Source organism: Allobosea sp. (genome assembly GCF_017308075.1).
Lineage (GTDB): Bacteria > Pseudomonadota > Alphaproteobacteria > Rhizobiales > Beijerinckiaceae > Allobosea.
The window spans coordinates 16,436-42,929 of sequence record NZ_JAFKFX010000054.1 but is presented as its reverse complement, the minus strand read 5'-3'; the positions used below and the strand labels follow the sequence as shown (position 1 = coordinate 42,929).

The following is a 26,494-nucleotide window of genomic DNA, read 5'->3' as shown; positions in this document are numbered from 1 at the left end:
ACCAGCCGTAATACATCGACGAGGCGATGCCTTCGCGCCGGCATAGCTCGGCGATGCTCTCCTCGCCGCGCACCCCTTCCAGCACGATGCGGATTTTCTCTTCGGCCGAGAACTGCCGCCGCGTCGCTCGGCGGATATCCTTCACGACCCGCTCTGCCGGAGCTTTCTCCGGCCCGGAGTTCGCTGCCGCGGTCCTTCGGTTCTGTCTCATCTGCGCTCCTGAATGGCTGCGATGATCCAGAAATCCTCCCTTCCCGAAAACCCCTAAACCGTCTCAAGGGCGCTGACGGCGGACACCGGATGTGACGGAACATCTGAATTCCTGTCGCGCTGCGGGCTTCAAAATGTGTTCCCGTCCACCTCAGGTTGAGGTTTCTCCATGTGAGATCTGTCAGCGCCGTCCGTTCGCCTTTGGTATCGGCGGCTTCGGCTGCCAGGTGCGCTGAACAAAGTCAGATACCAATGTGTGCTGAGCTGATGCCCAAGCGTCGCTCGGCCCACGACCAAAGCGAAACGACAGCCAAGCGGCGACTGCCTCTTCCTTAGATCGTTCGGCGACCCACGCGATGCAAAGCTCGATCGGCCAATGCTGACCGCTCATCTGTTCGACAGCCCAAAGCCTGTCTGAGTTCCAGGCGTCACGGTCGGAGCGAGCATCCATGAACAGGAAAGTGCTGGGCCGAACGCCTTCTGTCAAAGCGTGCTCGGGCTGCCCGCCCAGCGTGATCTTGACTTGATGCGGGGTAAGAATTCCCTGATCGCGCATCAAAAAATCACTGATTGCGCACCAGGGAATTCGCTCGTAAGTGCATCAACGGGCGAGGTAATTTCCGAGCCGGTATCGAGTTTCCCTGTCAGTTTCGACGAAATTCCCTGTATTTTCCCTGTTGTTCAGGGAAACAGCCCCAGACCGGTCCGATCCTGACTGTGTCGTCAGCCACTTCCTTAAGTGGTTGATTTAAAGCGAAAATCAAAAGCGCGATAACAAATCGGAGTGACGCTGCAGGCTGTCGCGCCGCGCGCCTGGTTGTCCTTCAACCGCAGCCGCTGTCCTCGCCTTTCCCCGCATTGAGGATAGGCCAGAAGCCGACCAGCCAGATCGCGAAGGCAGCCGACCAGAGCATGGCAGCCAGGGTGTAGTGCAGCCCCGCCAGGCCGGCACCGATGCCGAGTTCCGGCAGCGTCCGGACGAGGCCGGCGGCAGCCATCGCGGCCAGCGCATATTTCGCTGAGGCCGGAAGCACGAGGTCGCGACCGCTATGGCGCAGGCCCGCGATGACGAAGACCGCCATCACCGCCAGCCCGAGCGCACTGACCGAGAGCAGGTGCAGCCCGGTCGTCGGCGAGAGCGGGGCGCCGAGGCCGGAAAGGCCGATCGTCAGGAAACCCAGCCCGCCATAGGCGTTGGCGGCGGCCAGCGCCAACACTTCCGCCCGCAGCACGGCGCGGCCGATGAACCACTCCGCCAGCCGGTCGAAAAAGGCCGCGGCCGCCGCCAAAGCGAGCCAGGCCGGGACAGCCGAATCCGGCCAGAGCAGTGCCGCGGCGAGCTGGAGCGAAACCAGGCCGGCCGTCAGGTTCTGGCGGCCGGGATGCGGGCGATAGGGCGTCGTCTCGCCGCTCGGATCGAGCGCATGGTTGACCACCACGACATTGATCCTTGCGATGGCGAGCGACAGGAAGACCAGGAACACGGCGAGCGCCGCATGCAGCAGCCGCCCGGACAGCGCCGTCTCGCCGGTCAGCCAGGCGGCACGGATCGAAAGTTCGAGCAGCGCGAAGAGACCGACCCAAAGCACGAAGGAGCCATGGCGGGTGCTGCGGCGCGCGACCAGCGGCGTGGCCACGAAGAAGAGCAGCAGCAGGAGAAAGGCAAGATCGGTCGCAGCGGCCATGATGATCAGCGCATCGGCGCCGACAAGGCCGATCAGCCTGCCCGGCAGCCAGAACCCGGCCAGCAGCAGCAGGGCTTTGCCGCTGCGCGCTTTGGTATCCGTCCATTCCGGCATGGCCGAGGCGAGGAAGCCGGCGAGCGCCGCGCCATAGGTCCCGAAGATCATCTCATGGGCATGCCATTGCCCGGGCGGAACCTCCCGTGCGAAGGGCAGGCCGAGGCCGAACAGCGCGACCCAGGCCAGCGGCAGCAGCACGGCATGGGCGGCTGCGAGCGGAAAGAACAGCTTGAGCCCTTCGGCGAGCAGCGGATGGCGGATGCCCGTGGCAGCGTCGGTGCTGTGCTGGCTCATGCCCTGTCCCGATCCGGGTCGAACAGCTCGGCGAAGGCCGCCTCGTGCATCCAGCCCTGGACCATCTCGAAGATCGCCCGGTCGTCGCGCGCGCCGGGCGTGCCCGCGATCGTTCGGTCGACGCGAATGCTGCCGTCGCGGCCGGACATGACGAGGATGCGGTGGGCCAGCCGCGCCGCCTCCGAGAGATCGTGCGTGACGAACAGAGCCGCGAATTTTTCGCGCGCCGAGGCGGTGATGACGAGATCCTGCAAGACGCGCCGCAGGCCGACATCGACCGCCGTGAACGGCTCGTCGAAGAAGACCACCTCCGGATCGACGGCGAGCGCCCGGGCCACCGCCGCCCGCTGGCGCATGCCACCGGAGAGCTCGGCCGGATATTTGTCGAGGTCGCGCGGGTGCAGACCGACCTCGGCGGCCCGTGCGGCGGCGATAGCGTGACGCTCCTCGCGGCCGATTCCGCGCGCCGCGAGCCCGTAGGCGATGTTGTCGCGCGTGCGCTGCCAGGGCAGCAGGCGCGGCTCCTGGAAGACCACCGCATGGCGCCGATACTCGCGCCGCACCCGTCCGCGCAGCGGATCGACCAGCCCTGCCGCAATCTGCAGCGCCGTGGTCTTGCCGCAGCCGGAGGGGCCGACCAGCGCCAGCACCTCGCCTGCGTCGAGGCGGAGCGTCAGATTCTCAAAGACCGCGCGGCCGAGAAAGGCATGGCCGATGCGTTCGAGTGCGAGCCTCATCGCTTCACACCCCAGGGCCGCCCGGCCTCGCGCCATTGCTCGAGCCGGTCGCGCAAAGGCTGGATCAGCACATATTCGGTGAAGAGCGCAAAGCCGACGACGGCGAGCACCAGTGCGGTGACGCGCGGGATGTCGAACAGCGCCCGCGCGCTGGCGAGATCGCCCCCGAGCCCGCCGGCATTGGAGAGCAATTCCGCCATGACCGTGACCTTCCAGGCCGAGCCGGCGGTCGTCGTCCAGGCCGGAAAGAGATAGGAGACGAGATGCGGCGCCGTCACCGTACGCAGCCGCATGAAACGGCCGGCGCCAAAACTCTTCGCCATGGCTTCGAGAGCCCGGTCGCGCGTCGCGACGCCTTCCAGCCCGCCGGCGAAGGAGATCGGCAGCGAGGCGACCACCACCGTCAGCACCGCAGTCCCGCCCTTGGCGCCGAACCAGATCAGGGCGAGCACGATCCAGGCGATCGGCGGCACGCCGAGGATCACCGTCACGATCGGCCGCATCAAGCGCATCGCCGCGAAGGAATAGCCCGCTGCGATGCCGGCGCTCGTGCCGACCGCGACCGAAAGCAGGAAGCCGAGGCCGGAGCGCTGTGCCGTCTCCAGCGCCGCGACGCGGAAATCGGGCTCGCCGATCAACCTGGCGACCTCTTGCCCGGTTTCCAGCGGCGATGGCAGCACGAACGAACCGTAGAGCTCATGTCCCGCCTGCCAGGCGGCGGCGAGGCAGAACAGCCCGGCGGCACCCGCCCAGGCCGACCAGAGATAGCGGCCGAGCCAGCCGAGGAAGGCGAGAATGGCAGCCATGTGGTCAGAGGGCGTAGAAGCCGTCGCCCGGCAGTTTGCCACCGATGATGCGCGGATCGCCCTCGGCCAGCGCCGCGAACAGCTTCTCCAGATCGGGGCGCGCCGCGGAGGCGGGTTGAACGACGAGATTGCTGAAGGGCACGGCGCGGGCCAGCACCGGGCCCGGCAGCTGGAACAGCGTTGCGGCGTCCGAGGCGACGGCCGAGGGATCGGCCAGCACGGCGGCGAGCGCGGCCTCCATCCCCTGCTGCAAGGTTCGGATGCCGGCCTCGCCGAGCTCACGGCCGAGCGGATCGCTGATCGCGAGCCCCGCTTGCGGCAGGCTCGCGGCCCCGGTCGCCTTCTGCCATGCTAGGCGCGTGTCGATGGCACGCTCCAGCTCCTTGCCACGCAGGCCGGCGAGCAGGAGCGCGCCGGCCGAGGCCGGCTCGGAAAGCAGTGCCGCATCGGCACGGCCGGCGAGCAGGAGCTGCACCGCCTCGGGCGGCGTGCCGGAATAGTCGATGCTCAGTGCGTCGGGCGTGATCTGGCTGAAGGCGAGCAGGCGCCGGAAGATGAAGTCCGGCATGTCGTTCTTGAACGGCACGACGACGCGCTTGCCCTTGAGATCCGCCAGGGTCTTCACCGTGCCGGCGGGCGCGACGACGCTGAGCAGCCCCTGGGTCAGGATGTTGACCAGCTTCAGGCCGAGGCCGCGATTATGGAGATTGGCTGCGGCATAACTCGGCATCACCACCGCCTTCATCGTGCCGGAGGACAGGCCCGCCCGCATCTCGTCCGGCGTGCGCCAGATCCTGACCTCGACCGGCATCGGAAGCGCCTTCAGCGCCGCCTCGCGCGCTGCGGCGACCAGCAGCAGGCCGGGCGTGGCCGGCGGCCCCCAGAGCAGCAGCGGCTCCGCTGCGCGCGCGACATGCGGCATGGCAAGGCTGGCCGCGGCGGCGGCGAGGAAATGGCGGCGGTCGAGCATGATGCCCTCCTTGGCGCGGGCCAAACCGGCTGCCGCGCGTTCTGAATGGTCCAAAGTTCAGAAGGTCGCCTTCAGACCGGCATAGAAGGCACGGCCGGTTCCCGGCAGAAAGGCGGCCTGATCGGCACGAGCCTGGTCGACGATCAGCGTCGAGGCGGCATAGGTCTTGTCGAAGAGATTGGTGACCTCGCCGAACATCGTGAGGCGCTCATTGAGCTTGTATTCGGTGCGCAGGTCGAAGAGCGCATAGGGGTCGGCATAGAGCGTGTTCATGTTGTCGACCGGGGTCTTCTCCGGATTCCAGCGCAGCGCCGCCTGCAGCATCCAGGCTTCGGTTGCCTGGTATTGCAGCGTGGCGTGGATGACGTGGCGGGGCGCGCCGGCGATGCGATTGTCGCCGCGCACGGGATCGTCGACGAAGCGGAAATCCTGATAGGTGTAGGCGAGGCGCCCGGTCAGCCGCTCGAAGATCTGCGCGCCAAGGCCGAGCTCGACGCCGAAATGCCGGGTCTTGTCGGCGTTGACCGCGCCGAGCGAGGCGCCGGTGGCATCGCGCAGGCTGAGCAGCTCCTTGTCGACCCAGGAATAATAGACGACGCCGTCCCAGGAGAAGCTGCCATGGCGGCCGCGCCAGCCGCCCTCCAGAGTCGTCGCGGTCTGCGCCTTGAGGTCGGGCGTCGAGAAGGCGGCGGCCGCCGCCGTCGGCGCCGCCGGATTCGGGCGGCCGGGGCTGCTGTTGGGCGTGCCGTTCACCGTCGCCAGCAGATCGTCATGGGTCGGCGGCTCGAAGCTGCGCGAGACCGCCGCATAGAGGATCTGGTTGGTGTCGGGGCGCCAGCTGGCGCTGAGGCTCGGACTCCAGCCGGCATAGCTGCGCGAATAGGTCGTGCTCTGCGTCGGCACCGAGCCGTTGGGCAGCAATCTATAGGGCGAGGCCGGGTTGTAGGCGTTCGTCGGACGCCGAGCGTAAGGGTAGGTGTCGCTGTTGTCGCGCGTCGCATAGGCATAGGAGAGCGCCGGAGAGACAGTGATGTTCTGCCAGACCGGGATATTGGCCCCGGCATAGAGCGAGAGCGTGCTGGCATCGAGATCGCTCTGCCCGAACAGGGCTCCCGTCACGCCGTCCTGGTTCAGATAGTTCTCGCGTTTCGCTGAGCCGACCACATATTGCGCCGTGGTCTCGAACAGCGGCAGCGCCGCGCTCTCGACCGGTTTGTAGGCATAGCGGGCGACCGCAGTGAGATCGCCGCCCTTCGTGACGCGCACGCCCGATGACATCGGGAAGCGGAACATGTCGTCGGTATAGGTATAGCCCAGGCCGAGATCGATAAGATGCGGCCCGTATTCGGCAGTGGTGCGGTTGCCGATGAAGAACTGCTTGGCTTCGCGCCGCGGCCGGTCGCGCAGCACATTCGGGCCGGGATCGACCGCCACGCCGCCGACGACGCGCGGACCGCCATGGACCTGCTTTGGATCGAGGCGCAGGCCCTGCTTGGTCAGCGGGCCCGAAACGTCGAAGCCAAGATCGGTATAGCCGACGAAAAAGCGAGTCTTGATGGTCTCGCTCAGGGCGATACCGACATTGGCGCTCGCGCTGATGCGCTGCGAGTCGTTGTAGGTGCGGTAGCCGTCCGAGCGGCTGATATCGGCCTGGAGCAACCCGTCGACGCCGTCCTTGGCGAAGCCGGTCTGGCCGGAGGCATTGAACTGGCCGAAGCTGCCGCCGGAAATCTGCACCTTCGAGCCCGGTGCATTGCTGCCGGTCGGGGAAACGAAGTTCAGCGCGCCGCCGAGCACGGTCGCGCCGAGCCGGTGTGCGGTCTGGCCACGATAGACTTCGATCGACTGCGCCTGGCCGGGATTGGCCAGGCCGACGATATAGGAGCCGTCGGCCCGGTTGAGCGGCAGCCCGTCGCGCAGGACCAGGATGCCACGCTCGACCGGGTTCTGCTGCAGGCCGGAACCGCGGATCTGGATGCGCGGCTGGTCGTTGCCGCCGAAGAACTGCTGGACGACGACGCCCGGCGCGTTCTGCAGCGCCTGCGCCAGGGTCGGGTTCCCAGTTTGCGGGATGTCGTCTTCCGTCAGCAACGTCGCGCCGCCGGCCGTGGCGAAGAAGCGCTCGCGTACGAAGCTGGGAACGCCGTTGGCAGTCCCCTCGACGACGATCGTGTCGAGGCTGATCGTCGACCCTGGCGAGGCGGACTGGGCAAGGCAGGCCTGGCCAGACACCGAGGCGAGCAGCGTCGCCAGCATGAGCCGGTGCACGCAGCGAGCGCGCTTGCCAGCGACTGGGGCGGGGCCTGAGGTCTTCTCGGTCATGTCGGCTCTCGTCGGCGTGTCTCGAACGGGCGTGCAGCATCGGCCGGCGGCGCTGGCTGGCGCTCCGTTGCGGGACGGGGTAAACATGAATTTCAGATGTTTCTTTTCTGGGACAAAGGCAGCGATTTTGTCAACGGAAATTCTATCGTGAATTTATAGATTCACTCCTCGTCACTGAATTTGATCCGTCGCAAACAGATAGAAAATGTATAGATTGTAATTATTCAAATATAGATCTGAAATCTGTTCTACAAAATCTGATCTTGAACTATTCTAATATCGAAATTTATTCGTAATAATTGCTATTCAGGCGAGTTTGTTGCTAGGTAGAATCGCCGATTATCTTCAATTGCCTAGCGGCCAAGAGACAGGCGAAAGGCCGAACCTGTCAGCCGATAGACGACCGGCCGCGAGCGGTGACGTCCTCGCCGAGTGCGCGTTGCCTCATGTCTCCGGGCTCCAGGGCTTCATCCGCAGGATGTTGCCGCCGAGCTGGGAGAAGGCGCGCTGCCGGCAGGAGAAGACGATGATCTGCTGGTCACTGGCCTGCCGGTGCAGGGCGTCGAACATCCGCTCGATGCGGTCGTCGTCGGAATAGACCAGCGCGTCGTCGAGGATGACCGGTGCCGGCTGGCCATCCTTGGCCAGCAGCCGGGCGAAGGCGAGGCGGGTAAGCACCGCGAGCTGCTCGCGCATGCCGCCGCTGAGCACGCCGACCGGCTCCTCGAGGCCATTGCGGCGGACGGTGCGCGGCAGCAGGGTGTCCTCGTCGAAGGTGACCGAGGCATCCTCGAAGAGCAGGCCGAGCAGGGGCTTCAGCTCGGCCATCACCGGGCGGAAATAATGGTCGCGCGCCGTGGTGCGGGCCGCTTCCAGCGCGTCGCGCAGGCGCGAGAGCAGGGCGACCTCGCGTTCCAGCCCGGCGCGGCGCTTCTCGGCCGCTGCCAGCTTCTCGCTGGTTTCCTGCCAGGCCTCCTCGACGGCGGCATCGGCGCGGGCGCGGATCTGGCCATTGAGCTCGGCGGCATCCTCCCGCAGTTTCGCGATCTCGTTCGCGGTGGAGTCGACGATCGAGCGCATCCGCCGCAGCTTCGCCTCGGCGCCGGCAAGGTCGATCGCGCTGGCGCGCAGGCTCTCGACGCGTTCCGAGGCCGCTGCCAGCTCGGCTTCCGCCAACGCGAACGCGGCTTCGAGCCCGGTGGCATAGGCGGCGCGGCCGTCCTCGGCACCGAGCAGGGCCGTGAGCCCGGTACGCTCGGAGGCGATCGTCGCGAGAGACCGCTCGGCTGCGAGGATGGCGGCGTCGGCGGCCTCGCGCTGCGGCTGAGCCTCCCGCACCGCATTGCGCGATGCGGTGACGCGGGCCTCGGCGGCTTCGAGAGCAAGGCGCGCCGCTTCCGGATCGGCCTTGACCTCGATGGCCTCGCCGCGCTGGGCCTCCAGCCGGGCGATGCTCTCCTGCAGCGCCGCCAGGCCTTGCGGTGCGAGCAGGGCAAGGCGCTGCTGGCCGAGTCGCAGCGCGGTCTCCAGCTCGCGAAGCTTGCCTTCGCGCTGGCGGCCTTCCGCGAGGCTGGCGATGCCGAGCGCCTTCAACGCTTTCTGCCGCCGAGCCTCGGCCTGGGCGAGCTCTGCCTGCCCGTCCTGGCCCTGCGGCAGGGTCAGCGTGATCCTGCCGATCTCGGCGATGTCCAGTGTTGTGCTGCCGGTCAGGGCCTTCTCTTCGCCATCGCTCAGCGCCGTACCCGCGATACTGAGGGCGGCCTTGACGCCGTCGCGATAGTCGATGCGCAGCAGCGGCATCCGTGCGGCGACGACGGCGCGCAGCCCGACGAGTTCGGTTTCGAGGGCCTCGAGCTGCCGCAGGCCGGCCGCGGGCAAAGCGAGCGCCCTGATCTCGGCCTCGGCGGCTTCGATCGCGCCGCGCTCGGCCTCGGCGCCGGCATGGGCCTCGCGCAGGCCGGACAGGCGCTCGGCCGCGTCCCGGGCGCGCAGCGCCTTGTCGAGTCGGGCGAGTAGGTCGCGGGCCTGCCTTTCCTCGCTTTCGGCGGTCTCGACCGCGGCAGTCGCTGTCCGGCTTGCCTCCGCCGCGGTTCGTTGCCGGGCCAGCGCCTCGTCGCGCCTGCCCGTGCCTTCGCTTTCGAGCGCCTGCAACTCGGCAAGGCGCGCCAGGCTGCGCCGATAGGTCGAGAGCGCCTGGCCGGCCGCATCATGCTGGCTGCGGGCCAGCGCGGCCTGCGCCTCGGCGGTCCTCAGCGCCTCGCCCTGGGTCTTGGCGGTGGCGAGGTCCTTCTCGGCCTGCGCCAGGGCGCTGCGCCGGGCATTCTCCGTCTCGCGATCCTCGAGTTCGTCCAGCCGGTTGCGAATGCTGCGGCGCCGGTCCAGCGCCGCGCGCAGTTCGGCGACTTCCGCCGCCAGCTTGCGCTCTGTTTCGGCGAGGCGGTCGCGTTCCTCCAAGGCGAGGGCGTAGGGGCCGCCGGCCTTTGGCCGTCGCGTCGCGGTGACGAGCCGCGAGAGTTCCTCATCGCAGGCGGCGACGGCCTGCGCCATGCGCCGGCCGCCGGTCAGGGATTCGACCTCGCCCTGCACCGAGACCAGCACGGATTCGCGCGCCCGCTTCTCGCTCTCTTCCTCGCTCTTGGCGCGCCGCTCGATGCCGGTAATGCCCTGGCGCACCCAGAGCAGCCCGGCGGGGCCGGTGGTGCCGCCCTGCACCAGAGCGCCGATGAATTTTTCCGCCTCGTCGGCCTGAGCGATCAGGCGGCCGCTAGAAAGCTCGCGCACCATCGCCCGCTTGCCGCCATAGAACTGCTTGGTCAGGCGGAATGCCCCCTCGGGCGTCGCGATATCGGCCTCGACCAGGGGGCTTCCGCCGCTATAGGGCCGCAGCGCCTGCACCGCCCCGGGCGTGCCGCTATAAGGCTGGAAGAACAGGGCGTGCAGCGCGTCGAAGCAGGTCGACTTGCCGAACTCGTTGACGGCGCAGAGCACGTTGACGCCGTCGCCTATGCCTTCGACGGCGACGCCGGTGCCGGCGAAGCGTCGGACATTGTGCAGGCGCAGCGCCTTGAGCTTCATGGCTGCATCGCGTCGCAATAGGAGAACAGCCGGACCAGCGCCTCGCCTGCGATCTCGCGCTCGGCCTCCGGGCGATTCTCGTCGTGGCTCTCGGCGAGCAGCAGCTCGGCCGCCTGGCGCAGGGCGCCGGCCCGGTCGATCGCGTCGAGATCGGTATGCTCGCAATCGGCCGCGAGCGCTTCGCTGTCGAGCTGCAGATCGGCAAATTCCGGCGCCACGGCGGCGATGCCGGCTTCGAGCGCCATCCGCGCCGCCGGGCGCAGACGGCCGGAGGCGACGACGCGCAGCAGCGTCTGGCGGCGGGCCGCTCCGGCGGGAAGCTCGGCGGCGAGCGCGGCGGCGGCATCGTCGCCCGAGAGCAGTTCCAGGAAAAGGCTGCGCCAGGCGAAGCTGCCGGTCTCGACGGGCGCGACCTCGGGCAGAGCGCCGGGGCCGGGCAGGGCGACCAGCAGCGCCCGCCCGGGCTCGTCATGCTTGAAACGGTCGGGCTCGGGCGTGCCGCTGTACCAGCTGCGGGTATTGACCGCCATCTGGCCGTGCCAGTCGCCGAGCGCGAGATAGTCGAGCCCGGCGCGGGAGGCACGGTCGGGCGCGATGATGTCGAGGCCGGAACCGTCCTCGGAGAAGCTCTGGATCGCGCCATGGGCGAGGCCGATCCGGAGCGCGCCTTCGGGCGTCGCCGCCCGGTCCATCCATTCGGTCAGGTCGCGGCCGGGGCGGCGCGTGGTGCAGGGAGCGGGCAGCAGCGCGATACCGGGTTCCAGCAGGATCGGCCCCGGCTCGGTCGCCAGCACGACATTGCCCGGCAAGGCGGCGCTGGCGGCGGCCCATAGCTCGTCGGCGAGCAGGGAATCGTGATTGCCCGGCAGCATCACCCAGCGCAGGCCGGCATGGCCGGCCATGGCGGCGAGCGCCTGGCGCAGCATGGCCGGGCTTGGCGTCTCCGTGTCGAAGCAGTCGCCCGCCAGCAGGATCGTGCCGGCGCCGGCTATGCGCGCCTGCTCGGCGAGCCGGTCGAGCACGGTGTGGCGGGCATCGCGCAGCCGGCCGCGCAGCTCCTCCGGCATGTTGCCGAAGCGCTTGCCGATATGCAGGTCCGATGAGTGGATGAAACGGAACATCATGCCTCTGGCCGGATGAAGTCAGCCTGCGGCGGGATTCGTCAAGGCGACAGGTGCGCGCGTCGATTTCGCTGGTCCCGCGTCGGGGGCACCGGGCACAGGCGGCCGGAACGCCTGCCGATGGAGAGTTCTTCAGCCGATCGATCTTCGGTTGATTTTACAGAGGGTTGCGATGGTCAGCGGAATCTATGTCTCACCGCTCGCCGGGCCTGTCCTCTCCGCTTCGCCCTCAAACGCGGCATCGACCGCGCCGAGAATGGCGAAGCCCTCCTCCGGCTCCAGGCGCAGGCCGAGCCGGCCGAGCCGCTCCTGCTGGGCGACGACACCCTCGGTCACGGCGGGGTCGAGCCCGAGTTCGCGCAAGGTCAGCGCGACCTCCCGCATTTCGGCGGCGCGCCTTACGCCGTGCTGCAGCATGCGGCTGACATTGTAGGGAACCTGCCGGGGCCAGTCGAAGCCGGGATAGCTCGCCCCGAGCGAGGCCAGGATCTCGTCCTGCACGCCGGCGCGGCGCGCTGCCATGAAGCATTCATAGCTCAGCGCCTCCAGCCCCTTGACCATGACGCTGCGGACCATCTTGACGGTCGTCGCCGCGCCGATCTCAGGCCCCGCCAGGGTCAGCTTCATGCCGAATGCGGCGAAGCTCTCGATGAAGCGCTGGCCGGCCTCGCCGGCGACGAGACAGGGCGTGGCATGGCGCCTGGGGTGGACCGGCGCCATGATGGCGAGGTCGAGATAGGCACTGTCGCCGCTGAAAAGCGCTGCCGCCTCGCGTTTTCTGCCGGGCGAAACCGAGTTCACGTCGACGAAGAGCTGGCCGGGAGCGAGATGGCCGGCCGCCTGTCGAGCTGCCGCGACGCTCGATGCCGCCGTCACTGCCGAAAAGACGAAATCCGCGCCGGCCAATGCCTCGCCGAGGCTGGCCGCCAGACGCACGCCGAGCCGCGTCGCCGGCTCGTGGACCCGCGGTTCCCCGCCGGCGATGTCGAAGGCGGCGATCTCGGCGATGCCGGCCTCGCGCAGCCCGCCGGCGAGCGCCTGCCCCGCCTCGCCGAAGCCGATGAAGCAGAGCCGAGGCTGATTGGCGCGTGGGGGGGCGGATTGGCTCATCGTTCATGCCTTTCGGAAGACCGGCGGAGCCGGGCGGCGCGGCAGGCCGGGCCGGCGCTCAGGCTGCCGCCGCGCGCTCACGAAGACAAATTTGAACAATGGCGGGTTTGATGAAAATCTTGCATCAGAACCGACGAAGCGCAGAGAAGGGTGGGCGGTGAGGATCGACGTGCTTGGCCTGCAGGCCTTCGTCAGCATTGCCGAGCGCGGCAGCTTTCATGCTGCCGCCTCCCATCTCAACCTGTCGCAGACGGCGCTGAGCCACCGCATCCGCAAGCTGGAGGATGGCCTCGGCATCCAGCTTCTGCAGCGGACCACGCGCCAGGTTTCGCTGACCAAGGCCGGCACGGCCCTCCTGCCCAAGGCGCGCAGGGTCTTCGAGGAGCTCGGCTCCTCCCTGGACGAGCTCCGGCTCGACGCAGAGGAGATCAGCGAGAGCATCGAGGTCGGCTGCCTGCCGACCATCGCGATGTGCAGCATGCCGGATGTGATCGCGGCGTTCGCGCGCCGCCATCCCGATATCCGCGTCAGGGTGCACGACAACTCCGCCTCGGAGATCGCCGACAAGGTCCAGTCCGGCGAGGCCGAGTTCGGCATCACCATCGTCGCCGCCAATCGCTGGGACCTCGAGCTGAAGCCGGTGGTCAAGGAACCCTTCGTGCTGGTCTGCCCGCGCCACTCGCCGCTCGCGGCGGCGTCCTCGCTGAGCTGGGCCCAGCTCGAGGGCCTGCCGCTGGTGCGCATCAGCGCCGAGACCGGCAACCGCATCCTGATCGACGATGCGCTCGGCGCGCGCCGCGAGACGCTGGCCTGGCGCTACGAGGTCCAGCGTGTCGCGACCGCCGTGAGCTTCGTGCGTGCCGGCCTCGGCTGCACGATCCTGCCGCAGCTGGCGCTCGATCTGGCCGCCTCCGGGGAACTGGCAGCGATTCCGCTGCGTTCGCCGACGGTGACGCGCACGCTCGGGATCATCACGCGCAAAGGCGTGGCGCTGAAGCCCGCCGCGCGCGAACTGCTCTCGCTGGTCGTCGACGCGCTGAAAAGGGAGCGCCTGACGAGCTGAGAAAATTGCTGAGAGTTGTGCATGAAACGCTGCATTCTTGTCATTTGAATAAGCAATCATCGGCCGCCATGGTTGCAGCGAGCAGAGCGCCTGATCGTCGGCGCCGGGATTCCGCTGGGAGGCCGACAGCCGATGCAGACCGCGATCCCCTGCATGCTGATCCGCGGGGGCACGTCGAAAGGCGCCTATTTCCTCAGCCAGGACCTGCCCGCGGATAGGGCCGAGCGCGATGCTCTCCTGCTCGCGGTGATGGGCTCGCCCGATAAGCGCCAGATCGACGGGCTCGGCGGTGCCCATCCGCTGACCAGCAAGGTTGCCATCGTCTCGCGCTCGACCGAGCCGGACTGCGACATCGATTTCCTCTTCGCCCAGGTCGGGGTCGAGACCGCCAGCGTCGACACGACCCCGAATTGCGGCAACATCCTCGCCGGCATCGGCCCCTTCGCCCTGGCGCGCGGCCTCGTCCCGGCGACCGGTGCTACGACCACGGTGCGCGTCCGCACGCTGAACACCGGCACGATCGCCGATCTCGAAATGCAGACCGGCGACGGGCAGGCGGGCGTTATCGGGGAGGCGCGGATCGACGGCGTGCCCGGCACGTCCGCGCCGATCGACATCAGCTTCCTTGGAACCGAAGGCTCGGTCTGTGGCGCGCTGCTGCCGACCGGCAATACGGTCGACATCGTCGACGGCGTCGAGGTCACGCTGATCGACAACGGCATGCCGGTCATCGTGATGCGCGCCGCCGATCTCGGCCGCACCGGCCATGAGCCGCGCGAGGAGCTCGACAAGGACCGCGAGCTCAAGGCGCGCATCGAGCGCATCAGGCTGGCGGCCGGCCCCTTGATGAATCTCGGCGATGTCTCCGCCAAGGTCGTGCCCAAGATCGCGCTTGTCGCGCCGCCGCGGGCGGGCGGCTCGATCGCGACGCGCAGCTTCATTCCGCATGAATGCCACGCCTCGATCGGCGTCTTCGCCGCGGTCACGGTGGCGACCGCCGCGGCCTTGTCCGGCACGCCTGCCGCCTCCGTCGCGGTGATGCCTTCCGGGCGGGAGCGTTCGCTCTCAGTCGAGCATCCGACCGGCGAGTTCACCGTGCGCCTGACGGTCGGCGGTACGCCCGAGCATCCGGTGATCGAACGTGCCGGGCTGTTGCGCACCGCCCGCATCCTGATGGACGGCCAGGCCTTCGTGGCACCGCGGCCGGGCTCCTGACGTCCTGAGAAGAGGATTTTCGTTCGATGCCGAGCCCGCAGAAGACAGGTCTGGTCGTCACCGCCCATCCCGGCGATTTCGTCTGGCGGGCCGGCGGCGCCATCGCCCTGCACGTAAGGCGGGGCCTTCGCGTCAAGATACTCTGCCTGTCCTATGGCGAGCGCGGCGAGAGCCAGTTCGCCTGGAAGAAGGCCGGCGTGAAGATGGAGGAGGTCAAGGCGCAGCGCCGCGACGAGGCTGAAGCCGCCGCCGCGCTTTTGGGCGCCGAGATCGAGTTCATGGACGCCGGCGACTACCCGTTGCGCACGACCGAGCCGATGCTGGAGCGCGCGATCGACATCTTCCACGAACTCAATCCGAGCTTCGTGCTGACCCACGCGCTCGAAGACCCCTATAATGTCGACCATCCCGAGGCGACGCGTTTCGCCCAGGAGGCGCGCATCATCGCCCAGGCGGCCGGCCACAAGCCCGATCCGAACCGCGCCTATGCGGCGCCGCCGCTCTTCCTGTTCGAGCCGCATCAGCCCGAGCAGTGCAATTTCAAGCCGAATGTCATCCTCAACATCGACGAGGTCTGGGAGGTGAAGCGTCAGGCCTTCGAGATTTTGGCCGCCCAGAAGCATCTCTGGGAATATTACAGCCGCGTCGCGCTGAACCGCGGCATGCAGGGCGGGCGCAATTCCGGCAAAGCGATGACCTATGGCGAGGCCTATCAGCGCCTCTTCCCGGAAGCGCTGGAGACGCTGGCATGAAGCCTGTGGTCGTCAGGACGAACAAGCGCGCCGCAGCCGCCGACATTGCCGCGCTAGCGGAGCTCGGCGTCTCGACCACGCATGAGGCGATGGGGCGCAGCGGGCTGATGAAGCCCTATATGCGGCCGATCTATGCGGGCGCGCAGATCGCCGGCAGCGCGGTCACCGTGCTGGCCCAGCCCGGCGACAACTGGATGATCCATGTCGCGATCGAGCAGGTGAAGCCCGGCGACGTCCTCGTCGTCGCCTGCACGGCCGACAACACCGACGGCATGTTCGGCGACCTGCTCGCGACCTCGCTGATGGCGCGCGGCGGCACCGGCCTGGTCATCGATGCCGGGGTGAGGGATGTGCGCGCGCTGACCCGGATGGGTTTTCCGGTCTGGTCGCGGGCGATCTCGGCCAAGGGCACGGTCAAGGCGACTCTGGGTAGCGTCAACGTGCCGGTGGTCTGCGCCGGGGCGCTGGTCAACCCTGGCGACGTCGTCGTCGCCGATGATGACGGGGTTGTCGTGGTGCCGCGGCTCGAAGCGGCTTCGGTCGCGGCGGCTGGGCGCAAGCGCGAGGCCGGCGAGGAAGAGAAGCGCAGGCGTCTGGCCTCTGGCGAACTCGGCCTCGACATGTACGCTATGCGCGAGGGCCTCGCCAAGGCGGGCCTCGTCTATCGCGACGACGAAGACGACTGAGCACAAGATCAACCCCAAAAACGGGGATCGGCCAGAACTCTCGGGGAGGAACGATATGACGCATCGCAGGACTGTTCTCAAAGGGGTGCTCGGCTTGGCGCTGGCCGCGTCGGTCAGCAGCGCGGCACTGGCGCAGGAGGCGCTGAAGATCGGCCTCATCCTGCCGATGACGGGGCCCTTCGCCTCGACCGGCCGGCAGATCGACGCGGCGGTGAAGCTCTTCCTCGCCAAGGAGGGCGCCGTCCATGGCGGGCGGAAGCTCGAAGTGATCCTCAAGGACGATGCGGGCAATGCCGACGCGACGCGCCGCCTCGCGCAGGAACTCGTCGTCAACGACAAGGTCTCGGTGCTGGCCGGCTTCGGCCTGACCCCGCTCGCCATGGCCACCGCGCAGATCGCGACGCAGGCGAAAGTGCCCCAGATCGTGATGGCGGCGGCGACCGCTACGATCACCGAGGCCTCGCCCTATATCGCGCGCACCTCCTTCACCCTGCCGCAGGCCTCCGAGCCGATGGCCGACTGGGCCTGGGCGAACGGCATCAAGAAGGTCTTCACGGTCGTCACCGATTACGGGCCGGGCATCGACGCCGAAACCTCCTTCGCCAACAAGTTCAAGGCGGCCGGCGGCACGGTCGAGAGCGTGCGCGTCCCGCTGCGCGGTCCCGACTTCGCGCCTTTCCTGCAGCGAGTCTCGGAAGCCAAGCCCGACGCGCTCTTCGTCTTCGTGCCCTCCGGCGTCGGCGCGCAGTTCATGAAGCAGTTCGTCGAGCGCGGCCTCGACAAGGCCGGCATCAAGCTGATCGGCCCCGGCGACGTGGTCGATGACGACATCCTCCAGGGCATCGGCGACGTCGCGCTCGGCGCCATCACCACGCATCATTATTCGGCTGCACATGACAGCCCGGCCAACAAGGCCTTCGTCGAGGCCTTCCAGAAGGCCAATCCCGGTATGCGGCCGAACTTCATGGCGGTCGGCGGCTATGACGGCATGGCGCTGATCGCCAAGGCGCTGGAGGCGACCAAGGGCGACGCGAATGGCGACAAGCTGATCGCGGCGATGAAGGGCGCTTCCTGGGAGAGCGTGCGCGGGCCGGTGAAGATCGATCCGGACACCCGCGACATCATCCAGAACATCTATGTCCGCAAGACCGAGAAGGTCGGATCCGAGCTCCACAATGTCGAGTTCGCGACGATCAAGGACGTCAAGGACCCGGTGAAGGCCCGCAAGTGACGGCTGGCGATCCGGCCGGGGCGGAACCGAGCGCATGCTGACCATCCTGTTCGACGGCATCGCCTATGGGATGGTGCTTTTCGTCCTCGGCTGCGGGCTCTCCGTGACGATGGGGTTGATGAACTTCGTCAACCTCGCCCACGGCGCCTTCGCCATGCTCGGCGGCTATGTCGCCGTGCTGGCGATGCAGCGCCTCGGCCTGCCTTTCCTGGCGAGCCTGCCGCTCGCCTTCCTGTCCGCGGCCCTGGTCGGGATCGTGCTCGAGCGCCTGATCTATCGGCCGATGTACGCCAAGAGTCATCTCGACCAAGTGATGTTCTCGATCGGCCTCGTCTTCATGGCAGTCGCCGGGACCGATTGGCTGATGGGCTCGACCCAGCAGTTCATCCGCCTGCCGGTCTGGCTGCAGGGACGCTTCGAGATCGCCGGCATCGGCATTGGCCGTTACCGGCTCTTCGTCATCGCGATCTGCGGGCTGCTCGCGGTCTCCCTGCAATGGGGGTTCACCCGTACCCGCTTCGGCAGCCGCCTGCGCGCGGCGGTGGACGATGCACGGGTCGCGCGCGGGCTCGGCATCCCGGTCAACCGGCTCTTCGCGCTTACCTTCGCGCTCGGCTGTGGGCTCGCCGGTCTCGGGGGTGCGCTCGGCGTCGAGCTCATGGGGCTCGACCCGACCTTTCCGCTGAAGTTCATGATCTACTTCCTGATCGTCGTCACGGTCGGCGGCACCTCCAGCATCACCGGCCCGTTCTTCGCCGCGATGCTGCTCGGCGTCGCCGATGTCGTCGGCAAGTACCTGGTGCCGCAGGTCGGCGCCTTCATCATCTATGCGCTGATGGTCGGGCTGCTGATCACCCGGCCGCACGGGCTGTTCGCGAGGGCGCGGGCATGAGCGCCGAGAGCTTCGAAGCCAGGGTCAGGCAGGCGCTCTATGCCGGCCGCCGCTGGCATCCGGTCGAGATCGGCTTCTGGATCCTCGCCTTTGCGGCCTTTCTGCTGTTCCCGCGCCATCTGCTGCTGCTCAACGAGATCACGATCCTCGCCCTGTTCGCGCTCTCGCTCGACCTGATCCTCGGCTATGCCGGCATCGTCTCGCTGGGCCATGCCGCCTTCCTCGGCATGGGCGCGTATGCGGCCGGAATCTTCGCGAAATACGTGACCGGCGATCCGCTGGCGGGCCTTTTCGTGGGGATGGCGGCGGCCGGGCTGCTCGGCCTGCTCACCAGCCCGCTGGTCCTGCGTGGCAGCGATCTCACCCGGCTGATGGTGACGCTCGGCGTCGCGCTGATCCTCTACGAGCTGGCGAATTCCTTCGGTTCATTGACGGGCGGCGCCGATGGCCTGCAGGGCGTGATGATGAAGCCGGTGCTCGGCCAGTTCGAGTTCGATATCTTCGGGCGCACCGCCTATCTCTATTCGCTCAGCGTCCTCTTCCTGCTGTTCCTGATTGCGCGGCGCGTGGTGCATTCGCCCTTCGGGCTTTCCTTGCGAGCGGTCCGCGACAATCCGCTGCGCGCCTCGGCCTCGGGCGTCCCGAACGGGCGGCGCCTCGCCGCGGCTTACACCCTGGCTGCGGCCTATGCCGGGGCGGCCGGGGCGCTGCTCGCCCAGACCACGCAGTTCGTCTCGCTCGACGTGCTCGATTTCCATCGCTCGGCCGATCTGATGCTGGTGCTGATCATCGGCGGCGCCGGCTATCTCTATGGCGGGCTCGTCGGCGCCATCGCCTTCAAGCTGCTGCAGGACGCGATTTCGAGCTTCACCCCGCAATACTGGATGTTCTGGATCGGGCTCTTCCTCGTGCTCTTCGTGCTCGGCGGCCGCGAGATCATCCATGGCGCGGTGAAGACCGTGGCCGGTCGTTTCGCGCGTTTCGGCCGGGGAGGGGCGCGATGAGCGTCGCTCTCCAAACCTTTGAGCTCTGCAAGAATTTCGGTGGGATCACCGCAACGGACCATGTCGATTTTTCGCTGGCGAAGGGCGCCCGCCACGCCCTGATCGGCCCGAACGGCGCCGGCAAGACCACTTTCGTCAACCAGCTCACCGGCGTGCTCAAGCCGAGTTCCGGGCGCATCGCATTGATGGGCGAAGACATCACGAGGCTGTCACGTGAGGCGCGGGTGAAGCGTGGCCTCGCCCGCACCTTCCAGATCAACCAGCTCTTCGGCTCGATGACGCCACTTGAGATGATCGCTCTCGTCACCTCCGAGCGGCTCGGCCGCGGCAGTCGGCCCTTCCGCGCGCTCGATCTCGATGCGGAACTGGTCGGGCAGACCGCAGAGATCCTGACCCGCTTCAGGCTCGATGATATGATGGATCGCACCATCGCGACGCTGCCCTATGGCAAGCAGCGCCAGATCGAGATCGCCGCCGCCTTCGCCGCGCGGCCCACGGTCCTGCTGCTCGACGAGCCGGCGGCCGGCGTGCCGGAAGCCGAACGGCGCGAACTGATGCAGACGGTCGCCGAGCTTCCGGACGATGTCTCGGTGCTGCTGATCGAGCACGACATGGACCTCGTCTTCCGCTTCGCGACGCGCATCACCGTGCTGGTCAACGGGCGCGTGCTGGCGGAAGGGACGCCGGAGGAGATGGCGCGCGATCCGGCCGTGCGGGCGGCTTATCTCGGTGAGAGCGCCCATGTCTGACGCAGCATCGACTGAACTCCTGAGGATCGAGAAACTGAGCGCCGGCTATGGCGAGGCGCAGGTGCTGTTCGATATCGACCTCAGCCTTGCCCAAGGGCGCTCGCTCGCGCTGCTCGGCCGCAACGGCGTCGGCAAGACGACTTTGGTCAACAGCATCATCGGTGTGACGCGACGGCGCGGCGGGCGGATCGTGCTCGCCGATCGCGACCTCTCCACCGCCTCGCCCGAGCAGCGCGCCCATGCCGGAATCGGCTGGGTGCCGCAAGAGCGCAACATCTTCAAGTCCTTGACCGTGCTGGAGAACCTGACTGCGGTGGCGCTGCCGGGGCCGTGGGACGCGGCCCGCGTCTTTCGCATGTTTCCCCGGCTGGCGGAGCGCAAGGCCAATCTCGGCAACCAGCTTTCCGGCGGCGAGCAGCAGATGCTGGCGATCGGCCGGGCCCTGATGCTCAATCCGAAGCTCCTGCTGCTCGACGAGCCGACCGAGGGTCTCGCCCCGATCATCGTTGAGGAACTGCTCAAGGCGCTGAAGGGCCTGTTCCGCGAGGAGGGGCTTTCCGCGATCGTGATCGAGCAGCATGCGCGAAAAATCCTCGAATTGACCGACGACGCCATCGTGCTCGAACGCGGCCGCGTCGTGCTGGCCGAACGCAGTGCCACGCTCATCGCCGAGCCTGAGCGCCTCGAACATCATCTCGGCCTCGCCGCCGCAGCATGACCATCAAGAACCGGGAGGAAACGTCATGACCCAGAGGAAGAAGCCGCCTTTCCGGGGCGACGTGGTCGGCAGCCTGCTGCGCAGCGCGCCGGTCAAGGACGCCCGCGCCAGGCATGCGGCCGGCGAGATCAGCCAGGCCGATCTCACCGCGATCGAGGACGAGGAGATCAGGAAGCTCGTCAGGAAGCAGGAGGAAATCGGCCTGCAGGCGGTGACAGATGGCGAATATCGCCGCGCCTTCTGGCATTTCGACTTTCTCGACGGCTTGACCGGCGTCACGACCTACGAGACCGATGCGGGAATCCAGTTCAAGGGCGTCGCCACCAAGGGGCACGGCATCCGCGTCACCGGCAAGCTCGACTTCCCGGCCGACCATCCGCATCTGGCCCACTTCAAGTTCCTTGCGTCGGTGACCAGCCGCGTGCCGAAGATGACGATCCCGAGCCCGTCCATGCTGCATTATCGCGGCGGGCGGAAGGCGATCGACCCGAGCGCCTATCTCAGGATGGAGGATTACTACGACGATCTCGGCAAGGCCTACGCCAAGGCGATCAAGGCCTTCTACGATGCCGGCTGCCGCTATCTGCAGCTCGACGATACCAGCCTGTCCTATTTCTGCGATCCCGAGCAGCGCAAGATGCTGGCCGAGCGCGGCGACGATCCGGACAGGCTGATCTTCATCTACCGCGACGTGCTCAACGCCGCGCTCAAGGCCAAGCCGGCCGACATGCAGATCACCACCCACACCTGCCGCGGCAACTTCAAGTCGACCTTCATCGCTTCGGGCGGCTATGAGCCGGTGGCCGACATGGTCTTCAACCAGATCGATGTCGACGGCTATTTCATGGAGTGGGACGACGACCGCTCCGGCGGCTTCGAGCCGCTGCGCTTCCTGCCGAGGGGCGACAAGCAGGTCGTGCTCGGCCTCGTCACCTCGAAGTTCGGGGAGATCGAGAGCAAGGACAATCTCAAGCGCCGGATCGAAGAAGCCTCGAAATACGCTCCGCTGGAGCAGCTCTGCCTGTCGCCGCAATGCGGTTTCGCCTCGACCGAGGAGGGCAATGTCCTCGCCGAGGACGAGCAATGGGCCAAGCTCTCGCGCATCCTCGAAGTCGCCAGGGAGGTCTGGGGATGAGCAGCGAGCCCTGCTTCGACATCGCCCATCTCGCGCATGTCGAGCTTCTCACCGACAAGCCGGCCGAGAGCCTCGATTTCTTCGTCAATGTCTACGGGCTGACCGAGAGCGGGCGCGAGGGCGACAGCGTCTTCCTGCGCGCCTGGGACGATTACGAGTTCCATACGCTGAAGCTGACGGCGGCGAAGACCACCGGCATTGGCCATGTCGCCTATCGTGCCACCAGCGAGCAGGCGCTGCTGCGCCGCGTCGAGGCGATCGAGACGATGGGGTGCGGTATCGGCTGGGTGGATGGCGATCTCGGGCATGGCCGGGCCTATCGTTTCCGCGACCCGGACGATCATGTCTTCGAGATCTATTTCGACACCAACAAGTATGTCGCCCCGCCGCATGAGCGCCCGGCGCTGAAGAACCAGCCGCAGCGCAATCACGGCCGCGGCTGCGCGGTGCGCCGGCTCGACCATCTCAACCTGCTCGCCCGCGACGTCGCGGCGATCCGCGACTTCCTGCCGAAAGCGCTGGGCAGCCGCGTCACCGAGCAGATCGTGCTCGATTCCGGCGAGGTCGGCGGCTGCTGGTTCACCGTCAACAACAAGAGCTACGACATCGCCTATACCCGCGACCATACCGGCAGCCTGGGACGTTTCCACCACGTCACCTATGCCGTCGACCAGCGCGAGCATGTACTGGAGGCCGCCGACATCTTCCTCGAGAACGGCGTCTACATCGAGACAGGCCCGCACAAGCACGCGGTGCAGCAGACCTTCTTCCTCTATGTCTACGAACCTGCCGGCAACCGCGTCGAGATCGCCAATGCCGGCGCGCGCCTGATCCTCGATCCGGACTGGCAGACCGTCACCTGGACGGAGGAGGAGCGGAAGAAGGGCCAGGCCTGGGGGCTGAAGACGATCGAGAGTTTTCACACCCACGGCACGCCGCCGGTCCCGAACGCCGGCCACTGAGGGCAGGGGCGCGGCGCTTTCAGGCCCGGACGGCCGAGAGCACGAACATCGGCACGTCGCCCGGATAGGGCGAGGCCGGGAACAGGTGCTGCCAGGACGTGGCCGGCCCGAAACCGGCCTCGTCCAGCATCTGCCGGGCCTTGTCCTCGGTCAGCCCGTCATGCAGCGGCAGGCGGGCGGCGACATCGGTCGGATAGGTCGAGCGGTATTGCGGCGCGACCGACCAGAGTCCATCGGAGATGACGATCCGTCCGCCCGGGCGCAGGATGTCGCGAGCCTTGCGCAGCGCCGCCATCGGCTGCTCCAGCGTCCACAGCACATTGCGCAGCGTTACGATATCGGCCGAGCCCCGCGTGATGCCGGCATCCTGCAGCGTCTCGGCGATGAAGTCGACGGCGAGGCCCTGTGCTTCCGCGGCGGCCCGCGCCACGGCGAGCATGCCCTCCGCACCGTCATAGGCACGCACGCGATGGCCAAGCGAGGCCGCGACCAGCGCGCAGGCGCCCGTGCCGGTGCCGAGATCGACGACGTCGAGCGGCTGCTTGGCGGCGAAGGCCGCTTCCAGGACCTCCTGCCAGATCGCGGACTGGGCGACATGCGAGGCGACGCCGTCGAATTTCGGCGCGCGCGCGGTCCAGTAACCGGTCACGGCATGTTGCACGTCGGAAGCGGTCATGGCGCGGCCTCTCCATAGCAGTCGGGGTCGACGAGGTATTCGATATGGCGCCGGCCGGAAGCGGTGGCGCCGATCCTGACCGCGACGCCGAAGACCCGCCGGATCGTCTCCTCGGTCAGCACGGTCTCGGGCGTGCCGGAGGCGACCAGCCGGCCTTCGTGCAGCAGAGCGATCTCGTCGCAGAACAGCGCCGCGAGGTTGAGATCGTGCAGGGCGACGATGCAGGTCACGCCGAGCCGGCGGACCAGCGTCAGAATCGAGAGCTGGTGCTGGATGTCGAGATGATTGGTCGGCTCGTCGAGGATGAGCTCGCTCGGGGTCTGCGCCAAAGCCCGCGCGATATGCACGCGCTGGCGCTCGCCGCCCGAGAGCGTGTGCCAGAGCTGGTCGTGCCGTTCGCTCATGCCGACCCGAGCCAGCGCCGCGTCGACTGCCTGCTCGTCGGCCGCGCTCCAGGAGGCGAGGGCGCTGCGATGCGGGGTGCGGCCGAGGCGGACGACGTCGCAGACGCAGAGCTGGATCTCGGTCGTCGCCTGCTGTTCGACGAAGGCGAGGCGGCGGGCGAGCTCGCGCCGCGACACCTGGCCGATATCGCGGCCATCGAGCTCGACCACGCCGGACGAGACATTGCGCAGTCGGCAGAGCAGCCGCAGCAGGCTCGACTTGCCGGAGCCGTTCGGCCCGATCAGGCCGAGGATCTTGCCGGGCGCGGCTTCGAGCGTCACGCCGTCGACGATCATGCGCCCGGAGGTGCCCCAGAAAACGTCACGCGCCGAGAGCGTCATGCCGGCCGCCTGGCGCGATAGAGGATGATGGCGAAGGCCGGTGCGCCGACCAGGGCGGTGACGACGCCGATCGGCAGGATCTGCTGCGGTACCAGGATGCGCGAGAGGATGTCGGCCAGGATCATGAAGATCGCGCCGATGACGAGGCAGACCGGCAGCAACCGGGCATGGCCGGGGCCGACCAGGAAGCGGGCGGCATGCGGGATGACGAGGCCGACGAAGCCGATCGTGCCGACGATGCTGACCATGGTCGCGGTCATCACCGCGGTCACCGCGAAGAGGACGACGCGCACGCGCGTCACCGCGACGCCGAGCGAGGCGGCGGCGTCCGCGCCGAAGGCGAAGGCGTCGAGCGCCTTGGCGTGCAGCATGCAGATCGCGAAGCCGGCGAGCGCGACCGGTGTCGCGACGAAGACGTCCGGCCAGCGCACGCCGCCGAAATTGCCGAGCAGCCAGAACATCACGCCGCGCGCCTGCTCGGCGCTGGCGAGCGTCGTGACGATCGTCGCCGTGGCGGCGTTGAAGAGCTGGGAGCCGGCGACCCCGGCGAGGATGACGCGGTCGCTCGCCCCGCCGGCGCCGGCGGCCAGCAGCGCGACGATCAGCAGGGCCGCGACCGAGCCGAGAAAGGCGCCGCCGGAGACGGTCAGCGCCGCCCCGCCGAAGCCGAGGATCATCACTGCCACGGCGCCCGTCGAGGCGCCGGCCGAGATGCCGAGAATATAGGGCTCGGCCAGCGGGTTGCGCAGCAGCGCCTGCAGGATTGCGCCCGACAGCGCCAGTGCCCCGCCGCACAGCCCCGCCAGCAGCGCCCGGCTCAGCCGGTAGTCGAAGATCACGCCCTGCTGGATGGCGCTGACAGGGTAGCCCAGATCAAACAAGCCGTTGCCGAGCGCCTGGAAGGCGGTCGCCAGCGGAATCCGCATCTCTCCGATCGTCACCGCAAGGGCGATGGCGAAGACCGGCGCGGCCAGCGCCGCGACCGCGATGCCGATCCGCGCTGGCCAGTTCGGCTGGACGGGGTGGTGGCTCACCGCGCCAGGCCGAAGCGCTCGATGCCGCGTGCCAGCGCCTCGATCCCGTCGACGGTGTCGAGCCCGGCGCGCGTCGCGCCGACATCCATCACCACGATCCTGTCCTGCTTGACCGCGTCGAGCTTGCTCGCCACCGGGTCGGTCTTGAGGAAGTTGAGCTTGAGATCGACATCGTCGGCGGGAAAGCGCCGGCGATCCATCCTGACCACGACGATCACCGCAGGGTTCGCGGCGGCGATGCTCTCCCAGCCGACCAGCGGCCATTCCTCATTGGTGGTGATGACGTTGCGGGCGCCGAGCTTCGAGAGGATATAGGCCGGCACGCCGTTCTTGCCTGCGATGAAGGCGTCGCCCTTGATGTCCTTGCTGGAGAACCAGACGGCGACCGGCACGTCGCGCGCCTTCAGTCCGGCGACCGACTGGACCGCCTTCTCCTCGCGTGCCTTCAGCTCGGCGATCAGGACCTCGGCGCGGTCGGAAACGTCGAAGATCTGGCCGAATTCGCGGATGTTCTGGTAGACCAGCTCCATCGAGAACATCTTGGTCCGCACGCCGTCGCCGGGGCCGGAATTGTCCTTGCCGACGCAGTCGGTCGGGGAAACATAGGTTGGTACCTTGACCTTGGCGAACTGGTCGCGCTTCCCGACGATGCCGTTCGGCCCGATATGCCATTCGAACATCGCGGTGACGAGATCGGGTTCCTGCGCGACGACCGCCTCGAAGCTCGGATCATTGTCGGCGAGCCGCTTCACCTTGGCATTCACCGCCTCATAGGGCTTGGCGACCGGGCTGAACCAGACGGCGGTGCCGACGACGCGATCGCCGAGGCCGAGCGCATAGAGGATTTCGGTCTGCGTCTGGCCGACGGCGACCACACGCTTCGGCGCCTGGCTGAAGGTGATGGTCTCCCTGCAGTTCTCCAGCGTCAGCGGGTACTGCGTCGGTGCCGCCTGTGCGGCCGTGGCGAGACACAGGCCGGCGGCCAGGGCGAGCGGGAGGCGGAAACGCTGGACGGCGCGCATGGGACCCTTCGAAGGCAGGAGAGAGCGGGCGGCGCCGGGGAGTGAGCCCGCCAAGTGCGGCGTAGGTTGATATGTAATATTATAACAAAACCGATAGAGGCCTGCGCCGTGGCCTGTCAAGCTGGCGCGGGAAAAGGCGCCGGCGGCGCTGTTGGAGATGGGCATCTGGATTCATCGCTCCCC

The 26,494-nt window shown here is 67.8% G+C and carries 25 protein-coding genes; 11 read left to right on the top strand and 14 right to left on the bottom strand.

Annotation, left to right across the window (positions count from 1 at the left end; genetic code table 11):
* The 10 genes from J0J10_RS25565 to J0J10_RS25520 all read right to left on the bottom strand — a co-directional run.
* Nucleotides 1-211: transposase (locus J0J10_RS25565; RefSeq protein ID WP_291650278.1), on the bottom strand; the 211-nt coding region annotated here is incomplete at its 3' end.
* A gap of 180 nt (nt 212-391) precedes the next feature.
* Entirely contained in the window at nt 392-766 is a 375-nt protein-coding gene (locus J0J10_RS25560; RefSeq protein ID WP_291650276.1) for a hypothetical protein, read from the bottom strand.
* A gap of 268 nt (nt 767-1,034) precedes the next feature.
* Complete coding sequence (locus tag J0J10_RS25555; RefSeq protein WP_291650273.1) at nt 1,035-2,246, bottom strand: NnrS family protein; 1,212 nt, start codon at nt 2,244-2,246, stop codon at nt 1,035-1,037.
* Nucleotides 2,243-2,983 carry an ABC transporter ATP-binding protein gene (locus J0J10_RS25550; protein WP_291650271.1) on the bottom strand — a complete coding sequence of 247 codons (741 nt, stop codon included), beginning with the start codon at nt 2,981-2,983 and terminating at the stop codon, nt 2,243-2,245. The genes J0J10_RS25555 and J0J10_RS25550 overlap by 4 nt, the downstream gene beginning before the upstream one ends.
* Entirely contained in the window at nt 2,980-3,789 is an 810-nt protein-coding gene (locus J0J10_RS25545; protein WP_291650269.1) for an ABC transporter permease, read from the bottom strand. The genes J0J10_RS25550 and J0J10_RS25545 overlap by 4 nt, the downstream gene beginning before the upstream one ends.
* A 4-nt stretch (nt 3,790-3,793) precedes the next feature.
* Entirely contained in the window at nt 3,794-4,759 is a 966-nt protein-coding gene (locus tag J0J10_RS25540) for an ABC transporter substrate-binding protein (RefSeq protein ID WP_291650267.1), read from the bottom strand.
* 57 nt (nt 4,760-4,816) lie between these two features.
* Nucleotides 4,817-7,081: a TonB-dependent receptor family protein gene (locus tag J0J10_RS25535; protein ID WP_291650265.1), complete on the bottom strand. Its 2,265-nt coding sequence runs from the start codon at nt 7,079-7,081 to the stop codon at nt 4,817-4,819.
* A gap of 444 nt (nt 7,082-7,525) precedes the next feature.
* Nucleotides 7,526-10,156 (bottom strand): AAA family ATPase, encoded by a 2,631-nt coding sequence (locus J0J10_RS25530; protein WP_291650263.1) that lies wholly within the window; start codon nt 10,154-10,156, stop codon nt 7,526-7,528.
* A complete protein-coding gene (locus J0J10_RS25525) occupies nt 10,153-11,277 on the bottom strand; it encodes a metallophosphoesterase family protein (protein ID WP_291650261.1) in 1,125 nt (374 codons plus the stop codon). Before J0J10_RS25525 ends, J0J10_RS25530 begins: the two co-directional genes overlap by 4 nt.
* 186 nt (nt 11,278-11,463) lie before the next feature.
* A complete protein-coding gene (locus J0J10_RS25520; RefSeq protein ID WP_291650259.1) occupies nt 11,464-12,387 on the bottom strand; it encodes an NAD(P)-dependent oxidoreductase in 924 nt (307 codons plus the stop codon).
* A 157-nt stretch (nt 12,388-12,544) separates the two neighbouring features.
* Here J0J10_RS25520 and J0J10_RS25515 point away from each other — a divergent pair, with 157 nt between their 5' ends.
* The 11 genes from J0J10_RS25515 (at nt 12,545) to J0J10_RS25465 (ending at nt 22,794) form a co-directional block, all read left to right on the top strand.
* Nucleotides 12,545-13,450: a LysR family transcriptional regulator gene (locus J0J10_RS25515; protein ID WP_291650257.1), complete on the top strand. Its 906-nt coding sequence runs from the start codon at nt 12,545-12,547 to the stop codon at nt 13,448-13,450.
* A gap of 132 nt (nt 13,451-13,582) precedes the next feature.
* The gene (locus J0J10_RS25510) at nt 13,583-14,665 is read left to right on the top strand and encodes a 4-oxalomesaconate tautomerase (protein ID WP_291650255.1); all 1,083 of its coding nucleotides are present in this window, start codon (nt 13,583-13,585) and stop codon (nt 14,663-14,665) included.
* A gap of 26 nt (nt 14,666-14,691) precedes the next feature.
* Nucleotides 14,692-15,417 carry a PIG-L deacetylase family protein gene (locus J0J10_RS25505; protein WP_291650254.1) on the top strand — a complete coding sequence of 242 codons (726 nt, stop codon included), beginning with the start codon at nt 14,692-14,694 and terminating at the stop codon, nt 15,415-15,417.
* Nucleotides 15,414-16,103, top strand: coding sequence for a 4-carboxy-4-hydroxy-2-oxoadipate aldolase/oxaloacetate decarboxylase (locus J0J10_RS25500; protein ID WP_291650252.1), 690 nt, complete (start codon nt 15,414-15,416; stop codon nt 16,101-16,103). Before J0J10_RS25505 ends, J0J10_RS25500 begins: the two co-directional genes overlap by 4 nt.
* 55 nt (nt 16,104-16,158) lie before the next feature.
* Nucleotides 16,159-17,334 (top strand): ABC transporter substrate-binding protein, encoded by a 1,176-nt coding sequence (locus J0J10_RS25495; protein WP_291650250.1) that lies wholly within the window; start codon nt 16,159-16,161, stop codon nt 17,332-17,334.
* A gap of 34 nt (nt 17,335-17,368) precedes the next feature.
* The gene (locus J0J10_RS25490; protein WP_291650248.1) at nt 17,369-18,226 is read left to right on the top strand and encodes a branched-chain amino acid ABC transporter permease; all 858 of its coding nucleotides are present in this window, start codon (nt 17,369-17,371) and stop codon (nt 18,224-18,226) included.
* Nucleotides 18,223-19,230, top strand: a complete 1,008-nt coding sequence (locus J0J10_RS25485; RefSeq protein ID WP_291650246.1) for a branched-chain amino acid ABC transporter permease — start codon at nt 18,223-18,225, stop codon at nt 19,228-19,230. The genes J0J10_RS25490 and J0J10_RS25485 overlap by 4 nt, the downstream gene beginning before the upstream one ends.
* Nucleotides 19,227-19,979, top strand: a complete 753-nt coding sequence (locus J0J10_RS25480) for an ABC transporter ATP-binding protein (RefSeq protein WP_291650244.1) — start codon at nt 19,227-19,229, stop codon at nt 19,977-19,979. Before J0J10_RS25485 ends, J0J10_RS25480 begins: the two co-directional genes overlap by 4 nt.
* A complete protein-coding gene (locus J0J10_RS25475) occupies nt 19,972-20,697 on the top strand; it encodes an ABC transporter ATP-binding protein (protein WP_291650242.1) in 726 nt (241 codons plus the stop codon). The genes J0J10_RS25480 and J0J10_RS25475 overlap by 8 nt, the downstream gene beginning before the upstream one ends.
* 25 nt (nt 20,698-20,722) lie before the next feature.
* A complete protein-coding gene (locus tag J0J10_RS25470) occupies nt 20,723-21,832 on the top strand; it encodes a 5-methyltetrahydropteroyltriglutamate--homocysteine S-methyltransferase (RefSeq protein ID WP_291650240.1) in 1,110 nt (369 codons plus the stop codon).
* The gene (locus tag J0J10_RS25465) at nt 21,829-22,794 is read left to right on the top strand and encodes a catechol 2,3-dioxygenase (protein ID WP_291650238.1); all 966 of its coding nucleotides are present in this window, start codon (nt 21,829-21,831) and stop codon (nt 22,792-22,794) included. The genes J0J10_RS25470 and J0J10_RS25465 overlap by 4 nt, the downstream gene beginning before the upstream one ends.
* Nucleotides 22,795-22,813: 19 nt before the next feature.
* Here the strand turns inward: J0J10_RS25465 and J0J10_RS25460 are convergent, their stop codons facing one another.
* The 4 genes from J0J10_RS25460 to J0J10_RS25445 are packed head-to-tail and all read right to left on the bottom strand — an operon-like array spanning nt 22,814 to nt 26,311.
* Entirely contained in the window at nt 22,814-23,470 is a 657-nt protein-coding gene (locus J0J10_RS25460; protein WP_291650236.1) for a class I SAM-dependent methyltransferase, read from the bottom strand.
* Entirely contained in the window at nt 23,467-24,255 is a 789-nt protein-coding gene (locus J0J10_RS25455; protein ID WP_291650234.1) for an ABC transporter ATP-binding protein, read from the bottom strand. The genes J0J10_RS25460 and J0J10_RS25455 overlap by 4 nt, the downstream gene beginning before the upstream one ends.
* On the bottom strand, nt 24,252-25,289 hold the full coding sequence (locus J0J10_RS25450; protein WP_291650232.1) for a FecCD family ABC transporter permease: 1,038 nt from the start codon (nt 25,287-25,289) through the stop codon (nt 24,252-24,254). Before J0J10_RS25450 ends, J0J10_RS25455 begins: the two co-directional genes overlap by 4 nt.
* A complete protein-coding gene (locus tag J0J10_RS25445; protein WP_291650230.1) occupies nt 25,286-26,311 on the bottom strand; it encodes an ABC transporter substrate-binding protein in 1,026 nt (341 codons plus the stop codon). The genes J0J10_RS25450 and J0J10_RS25445 overlap by 4 nt, the downstream gene beginning before the upstream one ends.
* Between the last annotated feature and the right edge of the window lie 183 nt (nt 26,312-26,494).

Excerpts from the sequence above, each read along its gene's own strand:
- J0J10_RS25505 (WP_291650254.1), top strand. The coding sequence starts at position 14,692 with ATGCCGAGCCCGCAGAAGACAGGTCTGGTCGTCACCGCCCATCCCGGC.
- J0J10_RS25500 (WP_291650252.1), top strand. The coding sequence starts at position 15,414 with ATGAAGCCTGTGGTCGTCAGGACGAACAAGCGCGCCGCAGCCGCCGAC.
- J0J10_RS25490 (WP_291650248.1), top strand. The coding sequence starts at position 17,369 with ATGCTGACCATCCTGTTCGACGGCATCGCCTATGGGATGGTGCTTTTC.
- J0J10_RS25480 (WP_291650244.1), top strand. The coding sequence starts at position 19,227 with ATGAGCGTCGCTCTCCAAACCTTTGAGCTCTGCAAGAATTTCGGTGGG.
- J0J10_RS25485 (WP_291650246.1), top strand. The coding sequence starts at position 18,223 with ATGAGCGCCGAGAGCTTCGAAGCCAGGGTCAGGCAGGCGCTCTATGCC.
- J0J10_RS25555 (WP_291650273.1), bottom strand. The coding sequence starts at position 2,246 with ATGAGCCAGCACAGCACCGACGCTGCCACGGGCATCCGCCATCCGCTG.
- J0J10_RS25510 (WP_291650255.1), top strand. The coding sequence starts at position 13,583 with ATGCAGACCGCGATCCCCTGCATGCTGATCCGCGGGGGCACGTCGAAA.
- J0J10_RS25475 (WP_291650242.1), top strand. The coding sequence starts at position 19,972 with ATGTCTGACGCAGCATCGACTGAACTCCTGAGGATCGAGAAACTGAGC.
- J0J10_RS25470 (WP_291650240.1), top strand. The coding sequence starts at position 20,723 with ATGACCCAGAGGAAGAAGCCGCCTTTCCGGGGCGACGTGGTCGGCAGC.
- J0J10_RS25495 (WP_291650250.1), top strand. The coding sequence starts at position 16,159 with ATGACGCATCGCAGGACTGTTCTCAAAGGGGTGCTCGGCTTGGCGCTG.
- J0J10_RS25465 (WP_291650238.1), top strand. The coding sequence starts at position 21,829 with ATGAGCAGCGAGCCCTGCTTCGACATCGCCCATCTCGCGCATGTCGAG.
- J0J10_RS25540 (WP_291650267.1), bottom strand. The coding sequence starts at position 4,759 with ATGCTCGACCGCCGCCATTTCCTCGCCGCCGCCGCGGCCAGCCTTGCC.
- J0J10_RS25550 (WP_291650271.1), bottom strand. The coding sequence starts at position 2,983 with ATGAGGCTCGCACTCGAACGCATCGGCCATGCCTTTCTCGGCCGCGCG.
- J0J10_RS25445 (WP_291650230.1), bottom strand. The coding sequence starts at position 26,311 with ATGCGCGCCGTCCAGCGTTTCCGCCTCCCGCTCGCCCTGGCCGCCGGC.
- J0J10_RS25460 (WP_291650236.1), bottom strand. The coding sequence starts at position 23,470 with ATGACCGCTTCCGACGTGCAACATGCCGTGACCGGTTACTGGACCGCG.
- J0J10_RS25545 (WP_291650269.1), bottom strand. The coding sequence starts at position 3,789 with ATGGCTGCCATTCTCGCCTTCCTCGGCTGGCTCGGCCGCTATCTCTGG.
- J0J10_RS25525 (WP_291650261.1), bottom strand. The coding sequence starts at position 11,277 with ATGTTCCGTTTCATCCACTCATCGGACCTGCATATCGGCAAGCGCTTC.
- J0J10_RS25530 (WP_291650263.1), bottom strand. The coding sequence starts at position 10,156 with ATGAAGCTCAAGGCGCTGCGCCTGCACAATGTCCGACGCTTCGCCGGC.
- J0J10_RS25520 (WP_291650259.1), bottom strand. The coding sequence starts at position 12,387 with ATGAGCCAATCCGCCCCCCCACGCGCCAATCAGCCTCGGCTCTGCTTC.
- J0J10_RS25560 (WP_291650276.1), bottom strand. The coding sequence starts at position 766 with ATGCGCGATCAGGGAATTCTTACCCCGCATCAAGTCAAGATCACGCTG.
- J0J10_RS25535 (WP_291650265.1), bottom strand. The coding sequence starts at position 7,081 with ATGACCGAGAAGACCTCAGGCCCCGCCCCAGTCGCTGGCAAGCGCGCT.
- J0J10_RS25455 (WP_291650234.1), bottom strand. The coding sequence starts at position 24,255 with ATGACGCTCTCGGCGCGTGACGTTTTCTGGGGCACCTCCGGGCGCATG.